Source organism: Zeimonas sediminis (assembly GCF_023721795.1).
Lineage (GTDB): Bacteria > Pseudomonadota > Gammaproteobacteria > Burkholderiales > Burkholderiaceae_E > Zeimonas > Zeimonas sediminis.
On sequence record NZ_JAMQYE010000001.1, the window covers coordinates 2007814 to 2027963 of the forward strand.

The 20150-nt window shown below is 70.7% G+C and carries 18 protein-coding genes; 9 read left to right on the forward strand and 9 right to left on the reverse strand.

The features are described from left to right. Window positions 1–20: 20 nt before the first annotated feature. The 3 genes from M6I34_RS09375 to M6I34_RS09385 all read right to left on the reverse strand — a co-directional run bounded on the left by M6I34_RS09375 (window position 21) and on the right by M6I34_RS09385 (window position 2899). Window positions 21–962 carry a 2-hydroxyacid dehydrogenase gene (locus tag M6I34_RS09375; protein WP_272485426.1) on the reverse strand — a complete coding sequence of 314 codons (942 nt, stop codon included), beginning with the start codon at window positions 960–962 and terminating at the stop codon, window positions 21–23. Window positions 963–1044: 82 nt separating this feature from the next. After that, window positions 1045–2112: an Ldh family oxidoreductase gene (locus M6I34_RS09380; protein WP_272485427.1), complete on the reverse strand. Its 1068-nt coding sequence runs from the start codon at window positions 2110–2112 to the stop codon at window positions 1045–1047. A gap of 28 nt (window positions 2113–2140) precedes the next feature. Beyond that, window positions 2141–2899 (reverse strand): SDR family NAD(P)-dependent oxidoreductase, encoded by a 759-nt coding sequence (locus M6I34_RS09385; RefSeq protein WP_272485428.1) that lies wholly within the window; start codon window positions 2897–2899, stop codon window positions 2141–2143. A 68-nt stretch (window positions 2900–2967) separates the two neighbouring features. On the opposite strand from M6I34_RS09385, the gene M6I34_RS09390 reads away from it, so the two are divergent. Beyond that, on the forward strand, window positions 2968–3939 hold the full coding sequence (locus tag M6I34_RS09390; protein ID WP_272485429.1) for a C-terminal binding protein: 972 nt from the start codon (window positions 2968–2970) through the stop codon (window positions 3937–3939). A 76-nt stretch (window positions 3940–4015) separates the two neighbouring features. On the opposite strand, the gene M6I34_RS09395 is transcribed toward M6I34_RS09390, so the two are convergent. The 6 genes from M6I34_RS09395 to M6I34_RS09420 form a co-directional block, all read right to left on the reverse strand. Continuing rightward, window positions 4016–4864 (reverse strand): fumarylacetoacetate hydrolase family protein, encoded by an 849-nt coding sequence (locus M6I34_RS09395; protein WP_272485430.1) that lies wholly within the window; start codon window positions 4862–4864, stop codon window positions 4016–4018. Window positions 4865–4952: 88 nt separating this feature from the next. Continuing rightward, window positions 4953–5675 (reverse strand): SDR family oxidoreductase, encoded by a 723-nt coding sequence (locus tag M6I34_RS09400; RefSeq protein ID WP_272485431.1) that lies wholly within the window; start codon window positions 5673–5675, stop codon window positions 4953–4955. Window positions 5676–5767: 92 nt separating this feature from the next. After that, a complete protein-coding gene (locus tag M6I34_RS09405) occupies window positions 5768–7726 on the reverse strand; it encodes an ABC transporter transmembrane domain-containing protein (protein WP_418953506.1) in 1959 nt (652 codons plus the stop codon). Then, window positions 7723–9144 carry a mannitol dehydrogenase family protein gene (locus M6I34_RS09410; RefSeq protein ID WP_272485432.1) on the reverse strand — a complete coding sequence of 474 codons (1422 nt, stop codon included), beginning with the start codon at window positions 9142–9144 and terminating at the stop codon, window positions 7723–7725. The genes M6I34_RS09405 and M6I34_RS09410 overlap by 4 nt, the downstream gene beginning before the upstream one ends. Continuing rightward, entirely contained in the window at window positions 9141–10397 is a 1257-nt protein-coding gene (locus tag M6I34_RS09415) for an enolase C-terminal domain-like protein (RefSeq protein WP_272485433.1), read from the reverse strand. Before M6I34_RS09415 ends, M6I34_RS09410 begins: the two co-directional genes overlap by 4 nt. Beyond that, window positions 10394–11152, reverse strand: coding sequence for a GntR family transcriptional regulator (locus tag M6I34_RS09420; RefSeq protein WP_272485434.1), 759 nt, complete (start codon window positions 11150–11152; stop codon window positions 10394–10396). Before M6I34_RS09420 ends, M6I34_RS09415 begins: the two co-directional genes overlap by 4 nt. Window positions 11153–11221: 69 nt before the next feature. Here M6I34_RS09420 and M6I34_RS09425 point away from each other — a divergent pair, with 69 nt between their 5' ends. From M6I34_RS09425 to M6I34_RS09460, 8 genes are all read left to right on the forward strand, one after another. Further along, window positions 11222–12265 (forward strand): L-idonate 5-dehydrogenase, encoded by a 1044-nt coding sequence (locus tag M6I34_RS09425; protein ID WP_272485435.1) that lies wholly within the window; start codon window positions 11222–11224, stop codon window positions 12263–12265. A gap of 83 nt (window positions 12266–12348) precedes the next feature. After that, the gene (locus tag M6I34_RS09430) at window positions 12349–13317 is read left to right on the forward strand and encodes a sialic acid TRAP transporter substrate-binding protein SiaP (protein ID WP_272485436.1); all 969 of its coding nucleotides are present in this window, start codon (window positions 12349–12351) and stop codon (window positions 13315–13317) included. A 74-nt stretch (window positions 13318–13391) separates the two neighbouring features. Further along, window positions 13392–13952 (forward strand): TRAP transporter small permease, encoded by a 561-nt coding sequence (locus M6I34_RS09435; RefSeq protein ID WP_272485437.1) that lies wholly within the window; start codon window positions 13392–13394, stop codon window positions 13950–13952. A gap of 22 nt (window positions 13953–13974) precedes the next feature. Then, window positions 13975–15384, forward strand: coding sequence for a TRAP transporter large permease (locus tag M6I34_RS09440; RefSeq protein WP_272485438.1), 1410 nt, complete (start codon window positions 13975–13977; stop codon window positions 15382–15384). 22 nt (window positions 15385–15406) lie between these two features. Beyond that, window positions 15407–16513, forward strand: coding sequence for a mandelate racemase/muconate lactonizing enzyme family protein (locus M6I34_RS09445; RefSeq protein WP_272485439.1), 1107 nt, complete (start codon window positions 15407–15409; stop codon window positions 16511–16513). Between the two features lie 4 nt (window positions 16514–16517). Continuing rightward, entirely contained in the window at window positions 16518–17501 is a 984-nt protein-coding gene (locus M6I34_RS09450; RefSeq protein WP_272485440.1) for a dihydrodipicolinate synthase family protein, read from the forward strand. A gap of 17 nt (window positions 17502–17518) precedes the next feature. Beyond that, window positions 17519–19054, forward strand: a complete 1536-nt coding sequence (locus M6I34_RS09455; RefSeq protein ID WP_272485441.1) for a UxaA family hydrolase — start codon at window positions 17519–17521, stop codon at window positions 19052–19054. A 1-nt stretch (window position 19055) separates the two neighbouring features. Then, window positions 19056–20096: a threonine aldolase family protein gene (locus tag M6I34_RS09460; protein WP_272485442.1), complete on the forward strand. Its 1041-nt coding sequence runs from the start codon at window positions 19056–19058 to the stop codon at window positions 20094–20096. Window positions 20097–20150 lie beyond the last annotated feature (54 nt).

The window sequence follows — 20150 nt, forward strand, 5'->3', positions numbered from 1 at the left end:
CCCGCTCCCGGAGCGCGTTCTCAGCTCACTTGGGTGACGAGCGGCTTGCCCTCGGTCCACGCCGCCACGTTCTCCAGCACCAGCCTGCCCATCTCGGTGCGGGTCGGGTGCGTGCCGCTGCCCATGTGCGGCTGCAGGACCACGTTCTCCATGCCGATCAGCGCCTGCGGCACGTTCGGCTCGTCGTCGAACACGTCCAGACCGGCAGAGCCGAGCTTGCCGTTGCCGAGCAGCTCGACCATCGCGTCCTGGTCGACGACCGAGCCGCGCGCGATGTTCACGAAGATGCCGTCGGGGCCGAGCGCCTCGAGCGCCGCGCGCGACACGATTCGGTGAGTGGCCGGGCCGCCCGGGCAGGCGGCGATCAGCACGTCGGCCCAGCGGGCCAGCTCGACCACGTCGCCGAAGTGCTGCCACTTCACCCCGGGCTTGGGCCGGGGTCCGTACCAGCCGATCGTCGTGCCGAAGGACTCGCAACGCTTCGCGATCGCCGAGCCGATCCGGCCCAGCCCCACGATGCCGACCTTGCGGCCGCCCAGGCTCTGGGTGAGCGGCATGCCGCCCTTCAGCCACTTGCCCTCGCGCACGAAGCGATCGCCATAGGGGATGCGGCGCACGGTGGCCAGCAGCAGCGCCAGGGCCAGGTCGGCGACCTCGTCGGTCAGCACGTCGGGCGTGTTGGTGACCGCGATGCCGCGCTTGCGGCAGTACTCGAGGTCGATCGCATCGACGCCGACGCCGAAGCAGGCGACCAGCTCCAGCTTCGGCAGCTTCGCCATCGTGGCCGCGTCGATGCCCTTGCCGCCGGTGGTCACGACCACGCGGCAGCCGTCGGCCAGCGAGGCCAGAAGCGCGCCGGCATCGGGCGCCTCCCAGAGGCGATGCACGGTGTAGCGCGATTCGAGCGCCTGCTGGGTCGGGCCGTAGAGAGGCGCCATCAGCAGGATCGGGGACTGGTTCATGGGGCTTCCTTTCCTCTGTTTCGATTGCGGGAATCTTGGCGGGCGCCGGCGGCCGCGCAGCGACGGCCCCGGGCCCGGTCGGTCATCGGGCGGCCGGCACCGGCACGCCGAGCTTGCCTGCCCAGGCCTCGAGCGCCGGCATGATGCCCGGGTGCAGCGCGACGCCCTTGTCCAGCTGCTCGGCGCGCAGCGCCAGCCCGCGCTCGCCGGGCAGGCGAACCGGCCGGGCCGGGTCGCGCGGCTTCGACGCATGGCAGGCGTCGACCACCCAGTCGCTCTGGCGCAGGAAGGCATCGGCGCCGGCGAAGGCCGCGGTGTCGTAGACCTGCACGAACACGGTGGCGCCCCAGCCCTCGGTGGGATCGGCGCGGCCGTGGCCGGCCAGCCCGCCGGTCAGCGCCTCGATCGTGAGCGCCAGGCCGTAGCCCTTGTGGCCGGCGTCGAGCCCGCCGAGCGGCAGGATCGTGCCGGGCGGCTGGGTGAACAGCACCGCGGGGTCGTCGCTCGGGTTGCCGTCGGCATCCATCCACCACCGATGCGCGCCGCGCCGGCCGGCGGCCTTCAGCCGGTTGCTCATGCCGTTGGTGGTGATCGAGGCCGAGATGTCGACCATCACCGGCCCGGCCGACGCCGGGATGCCGACCGCGATCGGGTTCGGCGTGAACACCGGCTGCGTGCCGCCGAAGGGCGCCACGCTGGCGGTGGCCGCGTCGGAACTGGCGATGACCACCAGCAGGCCCTCGCGCGCCGGCTGCTCCAGGTAGGCCGCCAGGCAAGCGATGTGGTGGCTGCGGCGGATCGCGATCGTGGCCGCGCCGTGCTCGCGCGCCCGCGGCGCGCCCCAGGCGATCGCCCGGCGCACCAGCCACGGCCCGGGCAGGCGACGGCCGTCCCAGGTGGCCACCGCGCTGCGCTCGGCGATCACCTTCGGCTCGCCGCTCGCGGTCATCGAGCCCTTCTCGAGCTCGCCCAGGTAGCCGGCCAGCAGGTGCAGGCCGTGGGTGTCGTGGCCCAGCAGGTCGCCCTCGACCAACACCTCGGCCACGTCGCGCGCCTTGTCGGCCTCGAGCCCCACGCCGCGCAGCAGCGCCTCGCCGAAGGCGGCCAGGGCCGCGGCGTCGTAGCGCGCCGCCTTGTTTTCGTTCGTCATCGCTTGCGTCTCCTGTGCGCGCCCGGGATCAATAGACCGCGCGGCCGCCCGACAGGTCGAACACCGCGCCGGTCGAGAACGAGCACTCCTCGCTCGACAGCCAGGCGACCATCGCGGCGATCTCGTCGACGCCGCCGAAGCGGGCCATCGGGATCTTCGACAGCATGAAGTCGATGTGCTGCTGGGTCATCTGCTCGAAGATCGGCGTGCGCACCGCCGCCGGCGTGATGCAGTTGACCCGCACGCCGGACCTCGCGGTCTCCTTGCCGAGCGACTTGGTCAGGCCGATCACCGCGGCCTTCGACGCGCTGTAGGCCGACGCGTTCGGATTGCCGTCCTTGCCCGCGATCGACGCGATGTTCACGATGCGGCCGTAGTCGTTCTTCAGCATCTCGCGCACCACCGCGCGGTTGCACAGGAACACGCCGTGCAGGTTCACGTCGAAGACCTTGCGCCAGTCGGCGAACGGATAGTCGGCGACCGTGGTGTTCGGGCCGGTGATGCCGGCGCTGCAGCAGAGGATGTCGATGCGCCCCATCGCCGCCACGGTGGCCGCGGTGGCCGCGTCCACGCCGGCCTCGTCGGCCACATCGACGCCGAAGCCGGCATGGCCGCCGCCCGCGACCGCCGGCAGCGCGGCCGCGGTGGCCTGCGCGGCCTGCTCGTTCAGGTCCCAGACCGCCACGCGGGCGCCGCTCGCCGCGTAGCGCAGCGCGATCGCCGCGCCGATGCCCGACGCGCCGCCGGTGATCACCGCCACGCGGTCCTTCAGGTCGATTGCATTCATGAAACGCTTCCTCGTTGCTGTATCGTTGTCGGCGGATTCAATCCCGGATCCGAACCCGCCCGCTACAAATGAAAAAAGTCCTGTTCACCGACTACGACATGCTCGACGTCTCGCTCGAGCGCAAGATCTTCGCCGACGCCGGCATCGAGCTGGTCGAGGGCCAGTGCCGCACCGAGGACGAGGTGATCCGCCTGTCCGAAGGCTGCAGCGCGCTGCTGGTGCAGTACGCGCCGGTCGGCGACAAGGTGTTCGCCGCGCGCCCCGGCATCGGGCTGGCCTCGCGGATCGGCGCCGGCTACGACACGATCGATGCCAGGGCCGCGGCCCGCCACGGCGTGTGGGTGGCCAACTCGCCCGACTACGGCGTGGGCGAGGTCTCGCTGCACGCGCTGTCGATGATGCTGTCGGTGATCCGCAACATCGCCCGCTACGACCGCGACATCCACGCCGGCACCTGGCACTACACCAGCCCCGGCAAGATCCCGCGCGCGCAGAACCTGACCGTCGGCGTGCTGGGCCTCGGACGCATCGGCAAGCGCTTCGCGCACTACGCCCAGCCGATCTTCAAGCGGGTGATCGCGCACGACCCCTACCTGATCGACGGCGACTTCCCGCAGTACGTGCAGCGGGTGTCGATCGAGGACCTGTTCAGCCAGGCCGACGCGATCTCGATCCACTGCCTGCTGAACGAGGAGACCCGCGGGCTGGTCGACGAGCGGCTGCTGTCGCTGATGAAGCCCGGCTCCTACCTGGTGAACACCGCGCGCGGCGCGATCGTCGACGTCGACGGCCTGGTGCGCGTGATGAAGACCGACCGGCTGGCCGGCGTCGGCCTGGACGTGCTGCCGGTTGAACCGGTGCAGCCCGACCATCCGCTGCTGTCCGATCCGCGTGTGCTGCTGTCGCCGCATTCGGCCTTCTATTCGATGGAGTCGGAGATCGAGCTGCGGCGCAAGGCCGCGATGAACATCGTGAACTGGCTCAATACCGGGCGGCCCGACTACCCGGTGGTCGTCGGGACCCGCAACCCGCCGGCCTGAACCTTCGCAGAGATCTGCGGCGCGGCCCGATCCCGGGCCGCTCGCCAAGATCTCCGCGAACGTTCGGGAGGCCGGATCAGGCCTTGAACTTCACGACCTGCTGGCGCTGCTCGCCCAGCCCGGCGATGCCCAGCGTCATCACGTCGCCGGCCTTCAGGAACTGCTGCGGCTTCATGCCCATGCCCACCCCCGGCGGCGTGCCGGTGGTGATGATGTCGCCCGGGTTCAGCGTCATGAACTGGCTCACGTAGGCCACCAGCGTGGCGCAGTCGAAGATCATCGTCTTCGTGTTGCCGGTCTGCATGCGCTTGCCGTTCACGTCGAGCCACATGTCGAGGTTCTGCGGGTTCTTGACCTCGTCGGCGGTCAGGATCCACGGGCCGACCGGGCCGAAGGTGTCGCAGCCCTTGCCCTTGTCCCAGGTGCCGCCGCGCTCGAGCTGGTACTCGCGCTCGGACACGTCGTTGACCAGCACGTAACCCGCCACGTGCTCGAGCGCCGCCTTCTTGCTTACGTAGCGCGCGCGGCTGCCGATCACGATGCCGAGCTCGACCTCCCAGTCGGTCTTCTTCGAGCCCTTGGGCAGCATCACGTCGTCGTTCGGGCCAACCATCGAGCTGAGCGTCTTGTGGAAGATGATCGGCTCCTTGGGCACCGGCGAGCCGGTCTCGGCCGCGTGGTCCGAGTAGTTCAGGCCGATGGCCACGAACTTGGTCGTGCCGGTCAGCGGCACGCCGTAGCGCGGCTTGCCGCGCACCAGCGGCAGCTTGTCGGCCTTGACCTTGGCGAGCTTCGCCAGGCCCTTGGGCGAGAGCTGCTCGGGGCCGATGTCGGCGACGATGCCGGACAGGTCGCGCAGCTTGCCATCGGCGTCGATCAGGCCGGGCTTCTCCTTGCCGGGTTTTCCGTAGCGGACGAGTTTCATGGGGTCTCCAGTGGGGTCGTGTGTTGATCGGGGGGTGAACGAAAAAATGGGGCGGAAGGCGTTCTCGAGAATCGCCGCGTGGCCGGGGTCAGATCGTCATGCCGCCGTCGACGGCGACGCACTGGCCGGTCATGAAGGCGCTCTCGTCGCTCGCCAGGTAGACGACGATCGGGATGATCTCCTCGGCGGTCGCGATCCGGCCCATCGGCTGGCGCGCCACGAACATCTTTCGCGCTTCGTCGACGTCGCCGAGCTGGCGCATCCGGTCGTGAAGGCTGGGCGTTTCGACCGTGCCCGGGGCGATGCAGTTGCAGCGAACGCCCTTCGCGACGAAGTCGGCAGCGACCTGCTTGGTCAGGCCGACCACAGCGGCCTTCGAGGCGCCGTAGGCGAAGCGGTTCGGGAGGCCGCGCAGCGACGAGCAGACCGAGGCCATGTTGACGATCGACCCGCCGCCGTTCTCGAGCATCTTCGGCAGCGCCGCCTTGATCGTCTTGTACATCGCGCGCACGTTGATCGCGAAGCTGCGGTCCCAGTCGGCGTCCTCGCACTCGAAGATCGTGCCCTGGTGCACGTAGCCGGCGCAGTTGAACAGCACGTCGAGCGGCGGCAGCTCGCCGATCATTCGCGCGACCGCCGCGTCGTCGGTCACGTCGAGCCGGGCCACCACGATCGACAGGCCCTCGGCGCGCGCCTCGTCGGCCAGCGCCTTGAGCAGGTCCTCGCGCAGGTCGGTGGCCACCACCCGCGCGCCCTCGCGCGCCATCGCCAGCGCCGACGCGCGGCCCATGCCCTGCGCCGCCGCGGTCACGAATACATGCTTTCCTTCCAGCCGTCCGGCCACTTGCTTTCTCCCGTGGTTGTGTTCGTCGATGCCGCGAGCCGGCTAGCGTAGCGCAGCGCTCATCTCACCTCAAACTGCATCGCGGCAAGCCGCGCGTAGAGCCCGCCCGCCGCGGCCAGCGCGTCGTGCGTGCCGGTCTCGACGATCCGGCCCCGATCCAGGACGACGATCCGGTCGGCGTCGACGATCGTGGCGAGCCGGTGCGCGATCACCAGCGTCGTGCGCCCCTGCATCGCCGCCTCGAGCGCGGCCTGTACCGCGCGCTCGCTCTCGGCGTCGAGCGCGCTGGTGGCTTCGTCGAGCAGCAGCAGCGGCGGGTTGCGCAGCAGCGCCCGCGCGATCGCGATCCGCTGGCGCTGGCCGCCCGAGAGCCTCACGCCGCGCTCGCCGAGGAAGGTGCGCCAGCCCTGCGGCAGCCGCTCGACGAATTCGTCGACGCGGGCCGCGCGCGCGGCGGCGATCACCTCGTCGTCGTTCGCGTCGAGCCGGCCGTAGCGGATGTTCTCCATCGCGTCGGCCGAGAACACGACGCTGTCCTGCGAGACCAGCCCGATCGCCGCGCGCAGGTCGGCCGGGTCGAGATCGCGCAGGTCGACGCCGTCGAAGCGGATCGATCCGGACTGCGGATCGTGGAAGCGCAGCATCAGCTGGAACAGCGTGGTTTTGCCCGAACCGGACGGGCCGACGATCGCCACCGTCTCGCCGGGCGCGACCGACAGGCTCACCTCGTCGAGCGCGCGCTCGGCCGGGCGCGACGGATAGCTGAAGGACACGCGGTCGAACTCGACCGAGGCCGCGGCCACCGGTGTCGAGCCGGCGGGCTGCTCGCCGGCGCCGCCCGCCGACGGCGAAGCCACGGGCGCCCCGGAGCCGGCCGGCGTCGCGTGCCGGGCCAGCCTCACCGGGCGCGCCGGCGCGGCGATCGACGGCTGCGCCTCGATCAGCTCGAGCAGCCGCTCGGTGGCGCCAGCCGCGCGCTGCACGTCGCCGAACACCTCGGCGATCGCGCCCGCGGCGCCGCCGACGATCACCGCGTACAGGATGAACTGCGTCAGCAGGCCGGCGGTCATCCGGCCCTCGAGCACCGCGTGCGCGCCCATCCACAGCACGAACACGATCGCGCCGAAGACCAGCACGATGGCCAGCGCGGTCAGCGCCGAGCGCGCGCGGATCCGCCGGATCGCGCTGCCGAACGCGGTCTCGGTGGATGCGGCGAAGCGCCCCCCCTCGAAGGCCTCGCGCGCGTAGGCCTGCACGATCTGGATCGCGTTCAGCGTTTCGCCGGCCAGCGCGCTGGCATCGGCGATCCGGTCCTGGCTGTCGCGCGACAGCCGCCGCACCCGCCGCCCGAACACCAGGATCGGCAGCACCACGACGACCAGCAGCCCGACGATCGCCGCGGCCAGCTTCGGGCTGGTGATCACCAGCATCGTCAGCGCGCCGGCGAACAGCAGCGCGTTGCGCAGGCCCAGCGACACGCTGGTGCCGACCAGCGTCTGGATCAGCGTGGTGTCGGCGGTGAGCCGCGACAGCACCTCGCCGGTCTTCAGCGTCTCGAAGAAGCGCGGGTCCTGCCTGAGCACCTGCCGGTAGACCGCATTGCGGATGTCGGCGGTCACGCGTTCGCCGAGCCAGGACACGCAGTAGAAACGCAGCGCGGTGCCGAGCGCCAGCACCACCGCCACCAGGAACAGGGCCAGGAAGGCCCGGTTGACGCCGGCGCCCGAGGCCGCCTCGCCCGAGAAGCCGAGGTCGATCAGCTGGCGGAAGGCCAGCGGCATCGCCAGCGTCGCGCCGGCCGCGACCAGCAGCGCTGCGGCGGCGAGCGCAACCCGCATCCGGTAAGGCGCGAGGAAGGGCCACAACGCGCGCAGCACGGCGAGCGAGCCGCGCGAAGCCTGCGCGACGCCGCCGGCGCTTGCCGAAGCGGCGTCGGCGGTAGCTGCCGCGCTCGCGGTCGCTGCCGCGCTCGCGGCCGCCGCTCGGTCCGCGGCCGTATCGGCTTCGCCCCCGCTCACCGCAACGCGCCCCGCGTGCCCTCGGCCAGCAGCCGGCGGTGCCAGTGGCGGACCCGCCCGGCGAGTCGCGCGTTGCCTGCCAGGTCGCCGAACACCGGCTCGAAGCCGAGCACCGCGTCGACGGCATCGGCCCGCGCCAGCCGCTGCGCGAGCGCCTGCGCGTGCGGATCGTCGACCTCCCAGCCCTCGCCATGCTCGCCCCGGCCGCCGAGGAAACGGACCCAGCCGGCGATCGCCGCCGCCAGCGCGTCGGGAACCTCGCCCGCCGCGAGCCGCTCGCGCGCAGACGGCAGCCAGCGCATCGGGATCTTCTGCGAACTGTCGATCGCGATCTGGCGAAGCCGGTGGCCGAGCGCCGGGTTCGCGAAGCGCCCGAGCAGCGCTGCGCAGTAGCCGGGCGCCGCGTCGCGCACCTCGGCCGGCAGCGTGGGAATAAGGTCCTCGCGCCACATCCGCTCGACGAAGGCGCGCAGCACCGGATCGGCGATCGCCTGGTCGACCGTGTCGAGCCCGGCCGGCACGCCGAGGCAGGCCATCGCGGAGTGCGCGGCGTTCAGCAGGCGCAGCTTCATCGCCTCGAAGGGCGCCACGTCGCGCACGAACTGCACGCCGTCGCGCGCCCAGTCGGGGCGTCCCGCCGCGAACCTGTCCTCGATCACCCACTGGCTGAAGGGCTCGGTGGCCACCGGGCAGGCGTCGTCGAGGCGGGTCAGCGCGCGCGCCTCGCGAAGCTCGGCTTCGCCGGTGGCCGGCACGATCCGGTCGACCATCGTGTTCGGGCATTCGATCCGCTGGTCGACGAAGCCTGCCAGCGCGGCATCGCCGCGCCGGGCGACGGCCTCGCGCAGCACGCGGCGAAGCGTGTCGCCGTTCATCGACAGGTTGTCGCACGAGAGCAGCGTGAGCCCACCGGCGCCGGCCGCCATGCGAGCGGCCAGCCCGTCGAGCAGCAGCGCGATCGCGCCGCCCTCACCGTCGGCATAGCCCTTCTCGGTGATCGTCAGCGACACGATCCGCACCGCCGGATCGGCCAGCCGGGCGGCCGCGCGCGCCGGATCGTCCGGATACGCGATCGCCTCGCGCAGCGAGCCGACGATGCGCGCCTGCGTGCCGAGGTCGCCGCCCTTGGCAGCTCCGTCCGCCTCGTTCGCTCCGTCCGCGGCGCCGCGCACCAGCAGCGTGTACAGGCCGTCCTGCGCGTTCAGCCGGTCGACGATGCCGCGGCTGCGCAGGTTGATGCCGCAGATCGCCCAGCCGCGCTCGCCGGCGGCCAGCGCGTCGTCTGCGTACACGGCCTGGTGCGCGCGATGGAAGTTGCCGATGCCCAGGTGCACGATGCCGACCCGCGCGTCGCGCGGATCGTGGCGCGGCCTTTGCGCCGCCGGCAGGCCGGCCAGCGCGGCGAGCGACAGTTTCAACGCGGCACCCCGAGCTCCGGCACGATGCGCTGGGTCGGGTCGGCCCAGCGCGCGTTCGGCACCAGCGGATACCAGCCGGGGCGGCCGGGGTCGCGGTCGTACGGATAGCCGCCGAGTTCCAGGAACAGCTCGTGGTAGCGGCGCACCTTGTCCCGGTCGAGCTTCACGCCGAGCCCCGGGCCGTCGGGCACTGCGATCGCGCCGTTGCGATAGGGCATCGGCCCGCCGGCGATCACGTCGTCGGTCAGGTGGTGGTAGTGGGCATCGGCCGCGTACGACAGGTTGGGCACCACCGCCCCCATGTGCAGCATCGTGGCCAGCTGCACGCCGAGCTCGCCCGACGAGTGCACCGCCACGCCCAGCCCGAAGGTCTCGCAGATGCCAGCGGCCTTGATGCAGGGCCGGATGCCGCCCCAGAAGGTGGTGTCGAGCAGGATCACGTCCACCGCGCGCTGCGCGACGTTGGCGGCGAGCTGCTCGAAGTTGATCACCACCGTGTTGGTCGCGGTCGGGATGCGCACGAACTCGCGCAGCCGCGACAACTGCGGCATGCCCCAGACCGGGTCCTCGTAGTAGTCGTTGTTCAGCGGCTCGATCGCGCGGCCGAACTCGATCGCGTCGCCGAGCGACAGCGCGCTGTTCGGGTCGTAGCGCACGCGGTCGCCGCCCACGGCATCGGCCAGCGCCAGGTAGCACTCGAGCTCGTGGCGCGGCGGATAGACGCCGCCCTTGAGCTTGTGCGACGCGAAGCCGTGGCTGGCCTTCAGCGCGCGCGCCTGCGCGGCCAGCTGCTCGGGCGTGCGGACCTCGTGGCGGCCGTCGGCGTCGCCGTAGCGGAAGAACAGGTAGCTCGCGAACGGAATCTCGTCGCGGATCCGGCCGCCGAGCAGCTCGGACACCGGCACCCCGAGCTTCTGGCCCATGATGTCCAGGCAGGCGAACTCGAGCGCCGCGTGGATCTGCGTGCGGTTGTTGTACAGGCTCGCGGTCGGGTTGCAGATCGCGAAGCGCATCGCCTCGAGCCGGAAAGGATCGTGCCCCTTCAGGTAGCCGATCAGGCCCTCGACGGCCGCGGTCGCGCTCTCGCCGCCGCCGCCGAACTCGCCGAGGCCGACCAGCCCGTCGTCGGTCTCGACCTCGACCAGCGTGCGCACGAAGCGGCCCCAGTGCGCGCCGTTGCTGTGCAGCAGCGGCGCCTCGAGCGGCACGGTGACCGGGGTGGCGCGGATCGCGACGATGCGGCTGGGCTTCAAGCGGGGTCTCCTGCGCCGACAGCTTCCCGGACGGCGGGATCGGCGGGGTGTTCGATGCCGGCTTCGGCGAAGTAGTCGGCGTGCTTCTCGGCGATGTCGCCGAGCACGTCCATCACGGTGCCCAGGTGGGCGCGCATCGCCTCGACCGCGCCCTTCGCGTCGCCGGCGATCACCCGGTCGGCGATCGCGCGGTGCTCCAGCACGGTCTCGCGGGGCCGGCCCGGGCGGGTCAGGCCAAGGTGGCGGATCCGGTCGAGCTGGGCCTTGGCCTCCTGGATCACGTCCCAGGCGTGCTGGTGGCCGGCGATGCGGGCGAGCATCGCGTGCATCGCTTCGTCGGCGCGGAAATGCGCGTCGCGGTCGCCGCCGCGCTGGGCGATCTCCAGATCCCGGATGTTGCGCCTGAGCTCGGCGCGCTGGGCGTCGTCGATGCGCTCGGCGGCGAGCTCCACGATGCGGCACTCCAGCGTCTCGCGCACGAAGTGCGCATCGCGCACCGACTGCATGTCGATCCGCGCGACGAAGGTCCCGACCTGGGGCACGACCTCGAGGAAGCCGTCCTCGGCCAGCCGCTTGAAGGCCTCGCGGACCGGCGTGCGGCTGACGCCGTACTGCTCGGCGATGCGGGCCTCGGAGAGCCAGGCGCCCGGCTCGAGAGCGAGCGACACGATCTGCCCGCGCAGGTCGGAATAGATCTGCGGCACCGCGACGCGGCTGCGGCGCGGCGAGCTGGCGGGGCCCGGGCGGGAGGACATGGCGAACTAGTATACTAGTTGACAAGCCACGTGCTACGATCGGCAGGATTCCAGGGGGAGAAGACCGCGATGCTCGAGTGCAAAGTCCACGGCGCGAACGACCTGCGCATCATCGACTCGCCGATGCCGGTCCCGGCCGCCGGCGAGGTGCTGGTGAAGCTCGGCGCCGCCGGCATCTGCGGCTCGGACCTGCACTACTACCTTCACGGCCGGGTCGGCAATTTCGTGATCCGCGAGCCGCTCACGCCCGGCCACGAGGCCTCGGGCATCGTGGCCGCGGTCGGCGCCGGCGTCACCCGCGTGAAGGAAGGCGACCGTATTGCGATCAATCCTTCGAGCCCCTGCGGCAAGTGCCCGGCCTGCCGCGAAGGCCGCGAGAACCTCTGCCACAACGTGCGTTTCCTGGGCAGCGCCAGCGTGTTCCCGCACATGCAGGGCATGTTCCGCGAGTACTTCACGATGCCCGAGTCGCAGTGCGTGAAGGTTTCGAACGACGAGGTCTCGCTCGGCGAGATCGCGATGTCCGAGCCGCTGTCGGTGGCGCTGCACTCGGCCAACCGCGCCGGCAACCTGCTCGGCAAGTCGGTGCTGATCACGGGCAGCGGCACGATCGGCTGCATGCAGGTGATCGCCTGCCGGCTGGCCGGAGCCTCGCGCATCGCGATCACCGACGTCGTCGACCATCCGCTGTCGGTCGCGCGCCAGGTCGGCGCCGACCAGACGATCCGGGTCGACCGGCTGCCCGCCGGCACCACGGTGGCCGCGGCCGCCGGCGGCGAGTTCGACGTGGCCTTCGAGGTCTCGGGCGCGCCGCAGGCGCTCGGCGCCTGCCTCGAGTCGGTGCGGCGCGGGGGCATCGTCGTGCAGGTGGGCACGCTGCCCGCGGACGGCATCCATCTTCACGCCAACCTGGTCATGTCGCGCGAGATCGACCTGCGCGGCTCGTTCCGCTTCGGCAACGTCTTCGAGCTCGCCGTGGGCGCGATCACCAGCCGCCGCGTGGACGTGCGGCCGGTGATCAGCGGCGCGTGGCCGCTGCAGAAGGCGGCCGAGGCCATCCAGATCGCGCGCGACAAGACTCGCAGCATGAAAGTGCAGCTGGTCGCTGCATGAGGCGGGCCGCCCCGGCGGCCCGTCCCGGTTTGGCGGCGACCCCGCCGCTTCGTACGCATCAACCCGTTCCAACAGGAGGAGTCATGAAACTCATCGCATCCGTCGTCGCCGTCGCTGCCGCCTTCGGCATTGCCGGCCCCGCCGCCGCCCAGACCAAGCTCAAGTGGGCCCACGTCTACGAGACTTCCGAGCCGTACCACACCGAGTCGGTGTGGGCCGCCGAGGAGATCAAGAAGCGCACCAACGGCAAGTTCGAGATCCAGGTCTTCCCGGCCTCTTCGCTGGGCAAGGAGACCGACATCAACCAGGGCCTGCAGCTCGGCACGGTCGACATGATCATCTCGGGCCTGTCCTTCGCGGCGCGCAGCTTCCCGCGCATCGGCGTGGGCTACTACCCGTTCACCTTCCAGGACGCCGACCACCAGCTCAAGTGGTCGCAGAGCCCCGCCTTCCGCGAGCTGGCCGACGGCTACAAGGCCAAGACCGGCGTGCAGATCACCTCGCTCACCTACTACGGCGCGCGCCACACCACGTCGAACCGCGCGTTCAAGGACTGCGCCGGCATGAAGGGCCTGAAGATCCGCGTGCCCGACGTGCCTGCCTACATGGCGATGCCGAGGGCCTGCGGCGCCAATCCGACCCCGATCGCCTTCGCCGAGGTCTACCTGGCCCTGCAGAACGGCACGGTCGAGGCGCAGGAGAACCCGCTGCCCACGATCGAGGCCAAGAAGTTCTACGAGGTGCAGAAGCACATCATGCTGACCGGCCACATCATCGACGCCGTGGCCACGCAGATCGCCCCGCACGTCTGGAACAAGCTGAGCGACGAGGAGAAGAAGATCTTCACCGAGGTCACGCAGGAAGCCGCCCGCCGCGGCAGCGAGATCGTCAAGCAGCGTGAAGCCAAGCTGGCCGACGAGTTCCGCAAGCGCGGCCTGACGGTCACCGAGGTCGACCGCGCGGGCTTCCAGAAGGCGGTGCTCGAGAAGGTCCCGATGGAATCGATGGGCTACAGCAAGAAGGACTGGGACGCGATCCAGGCCCTGAAGTAATCGCCCATGCGGGCCGCGCCGGCGCATCGCCGGGCGCGGCCCTTTCTTTTCCCGAGAGACCGCGGACTTTCCCGATGAGCCAGACAGCAGCAAGGCCCGAGGCCCAGCAGTTCGACGATGCGGGCCTGCATGCCGAAGACACGCCGATCGACCTGTCAGTCTACAAATGGGAAGACTGGCTGACGCTGATCGTCTTCTGGCTGCTTGCGTTCACCGTCTTCTACCAGTTCTTCACCCGCTACGTGCTCGACGACTCGGCCGCCTGGACCGAGGAGATCGCGCGCTACCTGCTGATCGTGGTCACCTTCCTGGGCGGCTCGATGGCCGTTCGCAGGAACACGCACATCCACGTGGAATTCCTTTACCGGTACCTGCCGGCGCCGGTCGGCCGAGCGATGTCGACGATGGTCGACCTGGTCCGCCTGGCCTTTCTCGCCTACGCGACCTGGCTGTCGATCGACCTGGTCCCGCGCATGCACAACCTGGGCATGACGGTGGTCGACCTGCCGATGAGCTACGTCTACGGCTTCGTCGCCGCCGGCTTCGCGATGATGACCTTCCGCGCGGCGCAGGTCACCGTTCGCCACTGGAAACGCGGCTGGAGCTCGCTCGAGCGTCCGGGCGAAGCAGACTGAGCCCAGCAGGGATACAACAACGATGAACGGACTCTTCTTCGGAACCTTCCTGGCGGCGATGACCACCGGCGTGCCGATCGCGATCGCGATGGCGCTGGCCTCGCTCGTCTACATCTGGCTGTCCGGCTCGATCCCGCCGATCACGGTGGTGCACCGGATGGTCGGCGGCGTCGACAGCTTCCCGCTGCTGGCGGTGCCCTTCTTCATCTTCGCCGGCAACCTGATGAACTCGGCCGGCATCACGAACCGGATCTTCGGCTTCGCGCTGAAGCTGGTCGGCTGGCTCAAGGGCGGCCTGGGGCACGTGAACGTGGTCGGCTCGGTCGTGTTCTCGGGCATGTCGGGCACCGCGGTGGCCGACGCCGGCGGCCTGGGCACGATCGAGATCAAGGCGATGAAGGACCACGGCTATCCGGTCGAGTTCGCGGTCGGCGTGACCGCGGCCTCGGCCACGCTGGGCCCGATCATCCCGCCGTCGCTGCCGATGGTGATCTACGGCGTGCAGGCCAATGCCTCGATCGGCAAGCTGTTCGCCGGCGGCTTCATCCCGGGCGCGCTGCTCGCGCTGACCATGATGCTGATGGTCGCGTACTACGCGCACGTCCGGAAGTACGGCGCCGACTACCCGTTCAGCTGGCGCGGCATGGCCAGCGGCGTCAGCGAGCTGCTCGTCGTGGCGATCACCGCGGTCGTGCTGCTGAAGCTGTGGGGCAACGAGGAGCTCGGCGGCTTCATGAAGTTCGGCCTGCCGCTGGCCGCGCTGCTGGTCGTCGACAAGCTGTTCAAGTTCGACGCGCTGATGGCGCTGATGACCCCGGTCATCCTGATCGGCGGCATGGCCTCGGGCCTGTTCACGCCAACCGAGGCCGCGGTGGCCGCGGTGTTCTGGGCACTGTTCCTGGGCTTCGTCTGGTACCGCACGCTGAACTGGCGGATGCTGCTGAAGATCTCGATGGACACGATCGAGACGACGGCCACCGTGCTGTTCATCGTGGCCGCGGCGTCGATCTTCGCGTGGGTGCTCACCACCACGCAGGTCACCGAGGCGGTCGCGCAATGGGTTCTGTCGATCAGTTCCGAACCGTGGGTCTTCCTGCTGCTGGCGAACCTGTTCCTGCTGTTCGTCGGCTGCTTCATGGAGACGATCGCCGCGATCACGATCCTGGTGCCGGTGTTCATGCCGATCCTGGCCCAGCTCGGCATCGACCCGATCCACTTCGGGCTGGTGATGGTGCTGAACCTGATGATCGGCCTGATCACGCCGCCGGTGGGCATCGTGATCTTCGTGCTGTCGAAGATCTCGGAGCTGTCATTCGAGAAGACCGTGGCCGCGATCATGCCGTGGATGATCCCGCTGCTCACAACGCTGCTGCTGATCACCTACGTGCCCGACCTGGTGCTGTGGCTGCCCGGCCTCCTCTATCCGGACTGACCCGCTGAACGGGAGCGATCGCATGAGCAGGATCAGCCGCGTCGAGATCTGGCAGGTCAACCTTCCGCCGAAGGTGCCCCGCTCGGACGCGATCCAGTCCTTCGTCACGCAGGAGACGCCGATGCTGCGCGTCACCTGCGACGACGGCGCGCAAGGCACCGGCTACACGTACACGATCGGCACCGGCGGCTCGTCGGTCGTGTCGCTGCTGGCCGACCACCTTGCGCCGCGGCTGCTGGGCCGCGATCCCGACGACATCGAGGCGATCTGGAAGGACCTGTTCTTCCACACCCACGCCACCGCGGTCGGCGCGATCACCGCGCTGGCGCTCGCAGCTGTCGACACCGCGCTGTGGGACCTGCGCTGCCGCCGGCTCGGCCTGCCGCTGTGGAAGCTGGCCGGCGGCGCGCAGCCGCGGGTGCCGGTCTACAGCACCGAGGGCGGCTGGCTGCAGCTGCCGGTCGACACGCTGGTGGCCGAATCGGTCGCGGCCAAGCAGGCCGGCTTCCGGGGCGTCAAGATCAAGGTCGGCAAGCCCCACGTCAGCGAAGACGTCGCGCGGCTGCGCGCGGTCCGCGACGCGGTCGGCGCCGACTTCGAGCTGATGGTCGACGCCAACCAGGCCTTCACCGTGGGCGAGGCGATCCGCCGCGCGCACCACTTCGAGCCGCTCGACCTGGCCTGGTTCGAGGAGCCGCTGCCCGCCGAGGACCTCGGCGGCCACGCTCGGCTGGCCGCGTCGACCACGCTGCCGGTCGCGGTCGGCGAGTCGATCTACTCGCTGCAGCACTTCCGCGAGTACCTGCAGCGCGAGGCCTGCTCGATCGTGCAGGCCGACGTCGCCCGCATCGGCGGCATCACGCCGTGGCTGAAGACGGCGCACCTGGCCGAGAGCTTCAACGTGCCGATCTGCCCGCACTTCCTGATGGAGCTGCACGTGTCGCTGTGCGCGGCGGTGCCGAACGCGGCCTGGGTCGAGTACATCCCCCAGCTCGACGATGTGACCACTTCCCGAATCGCGATCCAGGACGGCTTCGCGATCCCGCCCGACTCGCCCGGCATCGGCATCGACTGGGACTGGCCCGCGATCGAGCGCAGCGCGGTCGCCCGCCACGACCTGCGGATCTGACGCGATGCGCGGCATCTGGCCGATCCTGTTCGCCTACTTCGACGCGAGCGGACGCCTCGACCGCGACGCAATGCGCCGGCAGGTCGAGTCGGCGATCGCCTGGGGCGCCCCCGGCATCGCCGTGCTCGGCGTGGCCACCGAAGTCGGCAAGCTGTCGGTCGACGAGCGCCGCAGCGTGATCCGCTGGGCCGCCGAGGACATCGCGGGCCGGGTGCCGCTGGCGGTCACGATCGCCGGCGAGACCGTGGCCGCGCAGCGCGAGCTGGCCGACTACGCGGTGGCGCAGGGGGCGGGCTTCCTGATCCTGCAGCCGCCGCCGGCCGCGGCGCGCGGCGAGATCGACGCGGCCGGCTGCGAGGCCTTCTTTTCCGACGTGATGCGCGGCCAGCCGGTGCCGGTGGGCATCCAGAACGCGCCCGAGTACCTCGGGTTCGGCCTTTCGCCCGAGGCGATCGTCCGCCTGGCCGATCGTCGCCCCGAGTTCCGCATCCTGAAGGGCGAGGCCTCGAGCGTGATCATCGAGCGAACGATCGCCGCCGTCGGCGACCGGCTCGCGGTGCTCAACGGCCGCGGCGGACTCGAGCTGCTCGAGAACCTCGAGGCCGGCTGTGCCGGGATGATCGTCGCGCCCGACAACGCCGACCACCAGCACGCGATCCACGCGGCGCTGGCGGCGGGCCGCGCCGACGAGGCGCTCGAGCGCTACCGGCAGGTCCTGCCTGCGATCGTGTTCGCGATGCAGTCGCTCGACACGCTGATCTGCTACGGCAAGCGGATCGCCGCCTGGCGCATGGGTTTCGAGGTCGAGCACGACCGCGCCCCGGCACTTGGCCCGACCGAATTCGGCCTTCGCATGGCCCGGGAGCACGCGCGCCGGCTCGGCCCGCTGCCCCCGACCGAGGCGACGCCGGCGACCCGCATGGCCGAGAGAGCCTCGGGAGCCGAAGGCGCCGCCCACGACCAATCCGGCGCGGATCGCGCCAGCTGAGTGTCCAGGAGTCAACCATGTCCAACGTCGTTTCCCTCGTTCGCCGGCCGACGCTTCGCCTGAGCCCCGCCGACGACGTCGTCATCGCCGCCAAGCCGCTGTCGGCCGGCACAGTCGTCGACGCCGAGGGTGTCGCCTGTACCGACGCGATCCCGGCCGGCCACAAGCTCGCGGTGCGCGCGGTCGCCAAGGGCCAGCCGGTGCGCCGCTACGGCCAGATCATCGGCTTCGCCACGCAGGACATCGCGCCCGGCCAGCACGTGCACTCGCACAACCTGGCCTTCGAGACCTTCGAGCGCGACTACGCGGTCGGCGTCGACGTGAAGCCGGTCGAGAAGCCGGCCGAGCAGGCGAGCTTCATGGGCATCGTGCGGCCCGACGGGCGCGTGGCCACCCGCAACTACATCGGCGTGATCTCCACGGTGAACTGCTCGGCCTCGGTGTCGAAGTTCGTCGCCGCCCACTTCACGCCCGAAGTGCTCGCCGAGTTCCCGAACGTGGACGGCGTGGTGCCGCTCACGCATTCCTCCGGCTGCGGCATGGACAGCGCGGGTGCCGGCATCGACATCCTGCGCCGCACGATCGCCGGCTACGGCCGCCACCCGAACTTCGCCGGCGTGGTCATCATCGGCCTGGGCTGCGAGGCCAACCAGATGGACGCGCTGTTCCAGGCCCAGCAGATGAAGGAGAACGCGCAGCTCAAGGCCTTCGTCATGCAGACGACCGGCGGCACCCGCAAGACCGTCGAGGCGGCGATCGCCGCGGTGAAGGAAATGCTGCCGAAGGCCAACGACATCAGGCGCGAGCGCGTGCCGGCCAGCCACATCACGATCGGCCTGCAGTGCGGCGGCTCCGACGGCTACTCGGGCATCACGGCGAACCCGGCGCTGGGCGCGGCCTGCGACATCCTGGTCGCGCACGGCGGCACGGTGATCCTCTCCGAGACCCCGGAGGTCTACGGCGCCGAGCACCTGCTGACCCGGCGCGCGGTCTCGCAGGAGGTCGCCGACAAGCTGATACGCCGCATCAAGTGGTGGGAGGACTACACCGCGCGCAACCACGGCAGCATGGACAACAACCCGTCGCCGGGCAACAAGGCGGGCGGCCTGACCACGATCCTCGAGAAGTCGCTGGGCGCGGTCGCCAAGGGCGGCACGACGAACCTGGTCGACGTCTACGAGTACGCCGAGCCGGTCACCGCCAAGGGCTTCGTCTTCATGGACACCCCGGGCTACGACCCGGTGTCGATCACCGGCCAGGTCGCCGGCGGCGCGAACATGGTGGTGTTCACCACCGGCCGCGGCTCCTGCTACGGCTGCAAGCCCTCGCCGTCGATCAAGCTCGCGACCAACACGCCGATGTACGAGCGGATGGTCGAGGACATGGACATCAACTGCGGCACGATCGTCGACGGCTCGACCAGCGTGCAGGAGAAGGGCCGCGAGATCTTCGAGATGGTGCTTCGCGTGGCCAGCGGCGAGCACAGCAAGAGCGAGGCGCTCGGCATCGGCAGCGAGGAGTTCATCCCGTGGTCGATCGGCGCGGTGATGTGACGTGATCCTGCTCACCAGCGACACCGAGACCAGGCCTACCGCCGCGATGCGCGCCGCGATCGCGGCGGCCGAAGTCGGCGACGAACAGAAGAACGAGGACCCGACGGTCCTGCGGCTGACCGAGCGGGTCGCGCAGCTGCTCGGCAAGGAAGCGGCGTTGTTCCTGCCGAGCGGCACGATGTGCAACGTGATCGCGGTGCGCGCCCACACCTCGCCCGGCGAGGTCGTGCTCGCCGAGCGCGACTCGCACGTGCTGCGCGCCGAGGGCGGCGGCGCGGGGATGATCTCGGGCGTGATGACCGAGCCGCTCGAGAGCGAGCGCGGCGTGTTCGGTCCTGGCGCGCTCGATGCCGCGCTCGACCGGATCGGCGCCCTGCCCTCGCCCTACGGCCCGCGCGCCCGGCTGCTTTGCCTGGAGAACACGCACAACTTCGGCGGCGGCACCGTGTGGCCCCAGGACAGGCTCGACGCGGTCTGCGACGCCGCCCGCGCGCGCGGCCTGAAAGTCCACCTCGACGGCGCCCGGCTGATGAACGCGGCGGTCGCGAACGGCCTGAGCCCGGCGCGCATCTGCGAGAAGGTCGACACCGCCTGGCTCGACTTCACCAAGGGGCTCGGCGCCCCGATCGGCGCGGTGCTCGTCGGCAGCCGCGAGTTCGTCGCCGAGGCTCGCCGCCTGCGCCAGATGGTCGGCGGCGCGATGCGCCAGGCCGGCATCGCCGCGGCCGCCTGCCTGCACGCGCTGGACCACCACGTCGAGCGCCTGGCCGAGGACCACGAAAACGCAAGGCGCCTGGCCGAAGGCCTGCAGGCGATCCCCGGCGTCCGGCTGGTCCACGGCCTGCCCGAGACCAACATCGTGTTCTTCGACCCGCGCGCCGCCGGCTGGACCGCGACCGACTTCGCGAAGGCCGCGGCCGCCAACGGCGTGAAGCTGGTGCCGGTCGCCGGGATGATCCGCGCGGTCACCCACCTCGACGTGACGCGCGAGCAGATCGACGAGGCGCTGGCCGTCATTCGCCGGATGATGGGCGTCGAATAGATTCTCTTCGTTCGCCCGGTCCGGCGGTGGCCTGGACGTGGTGACGTGAGACAC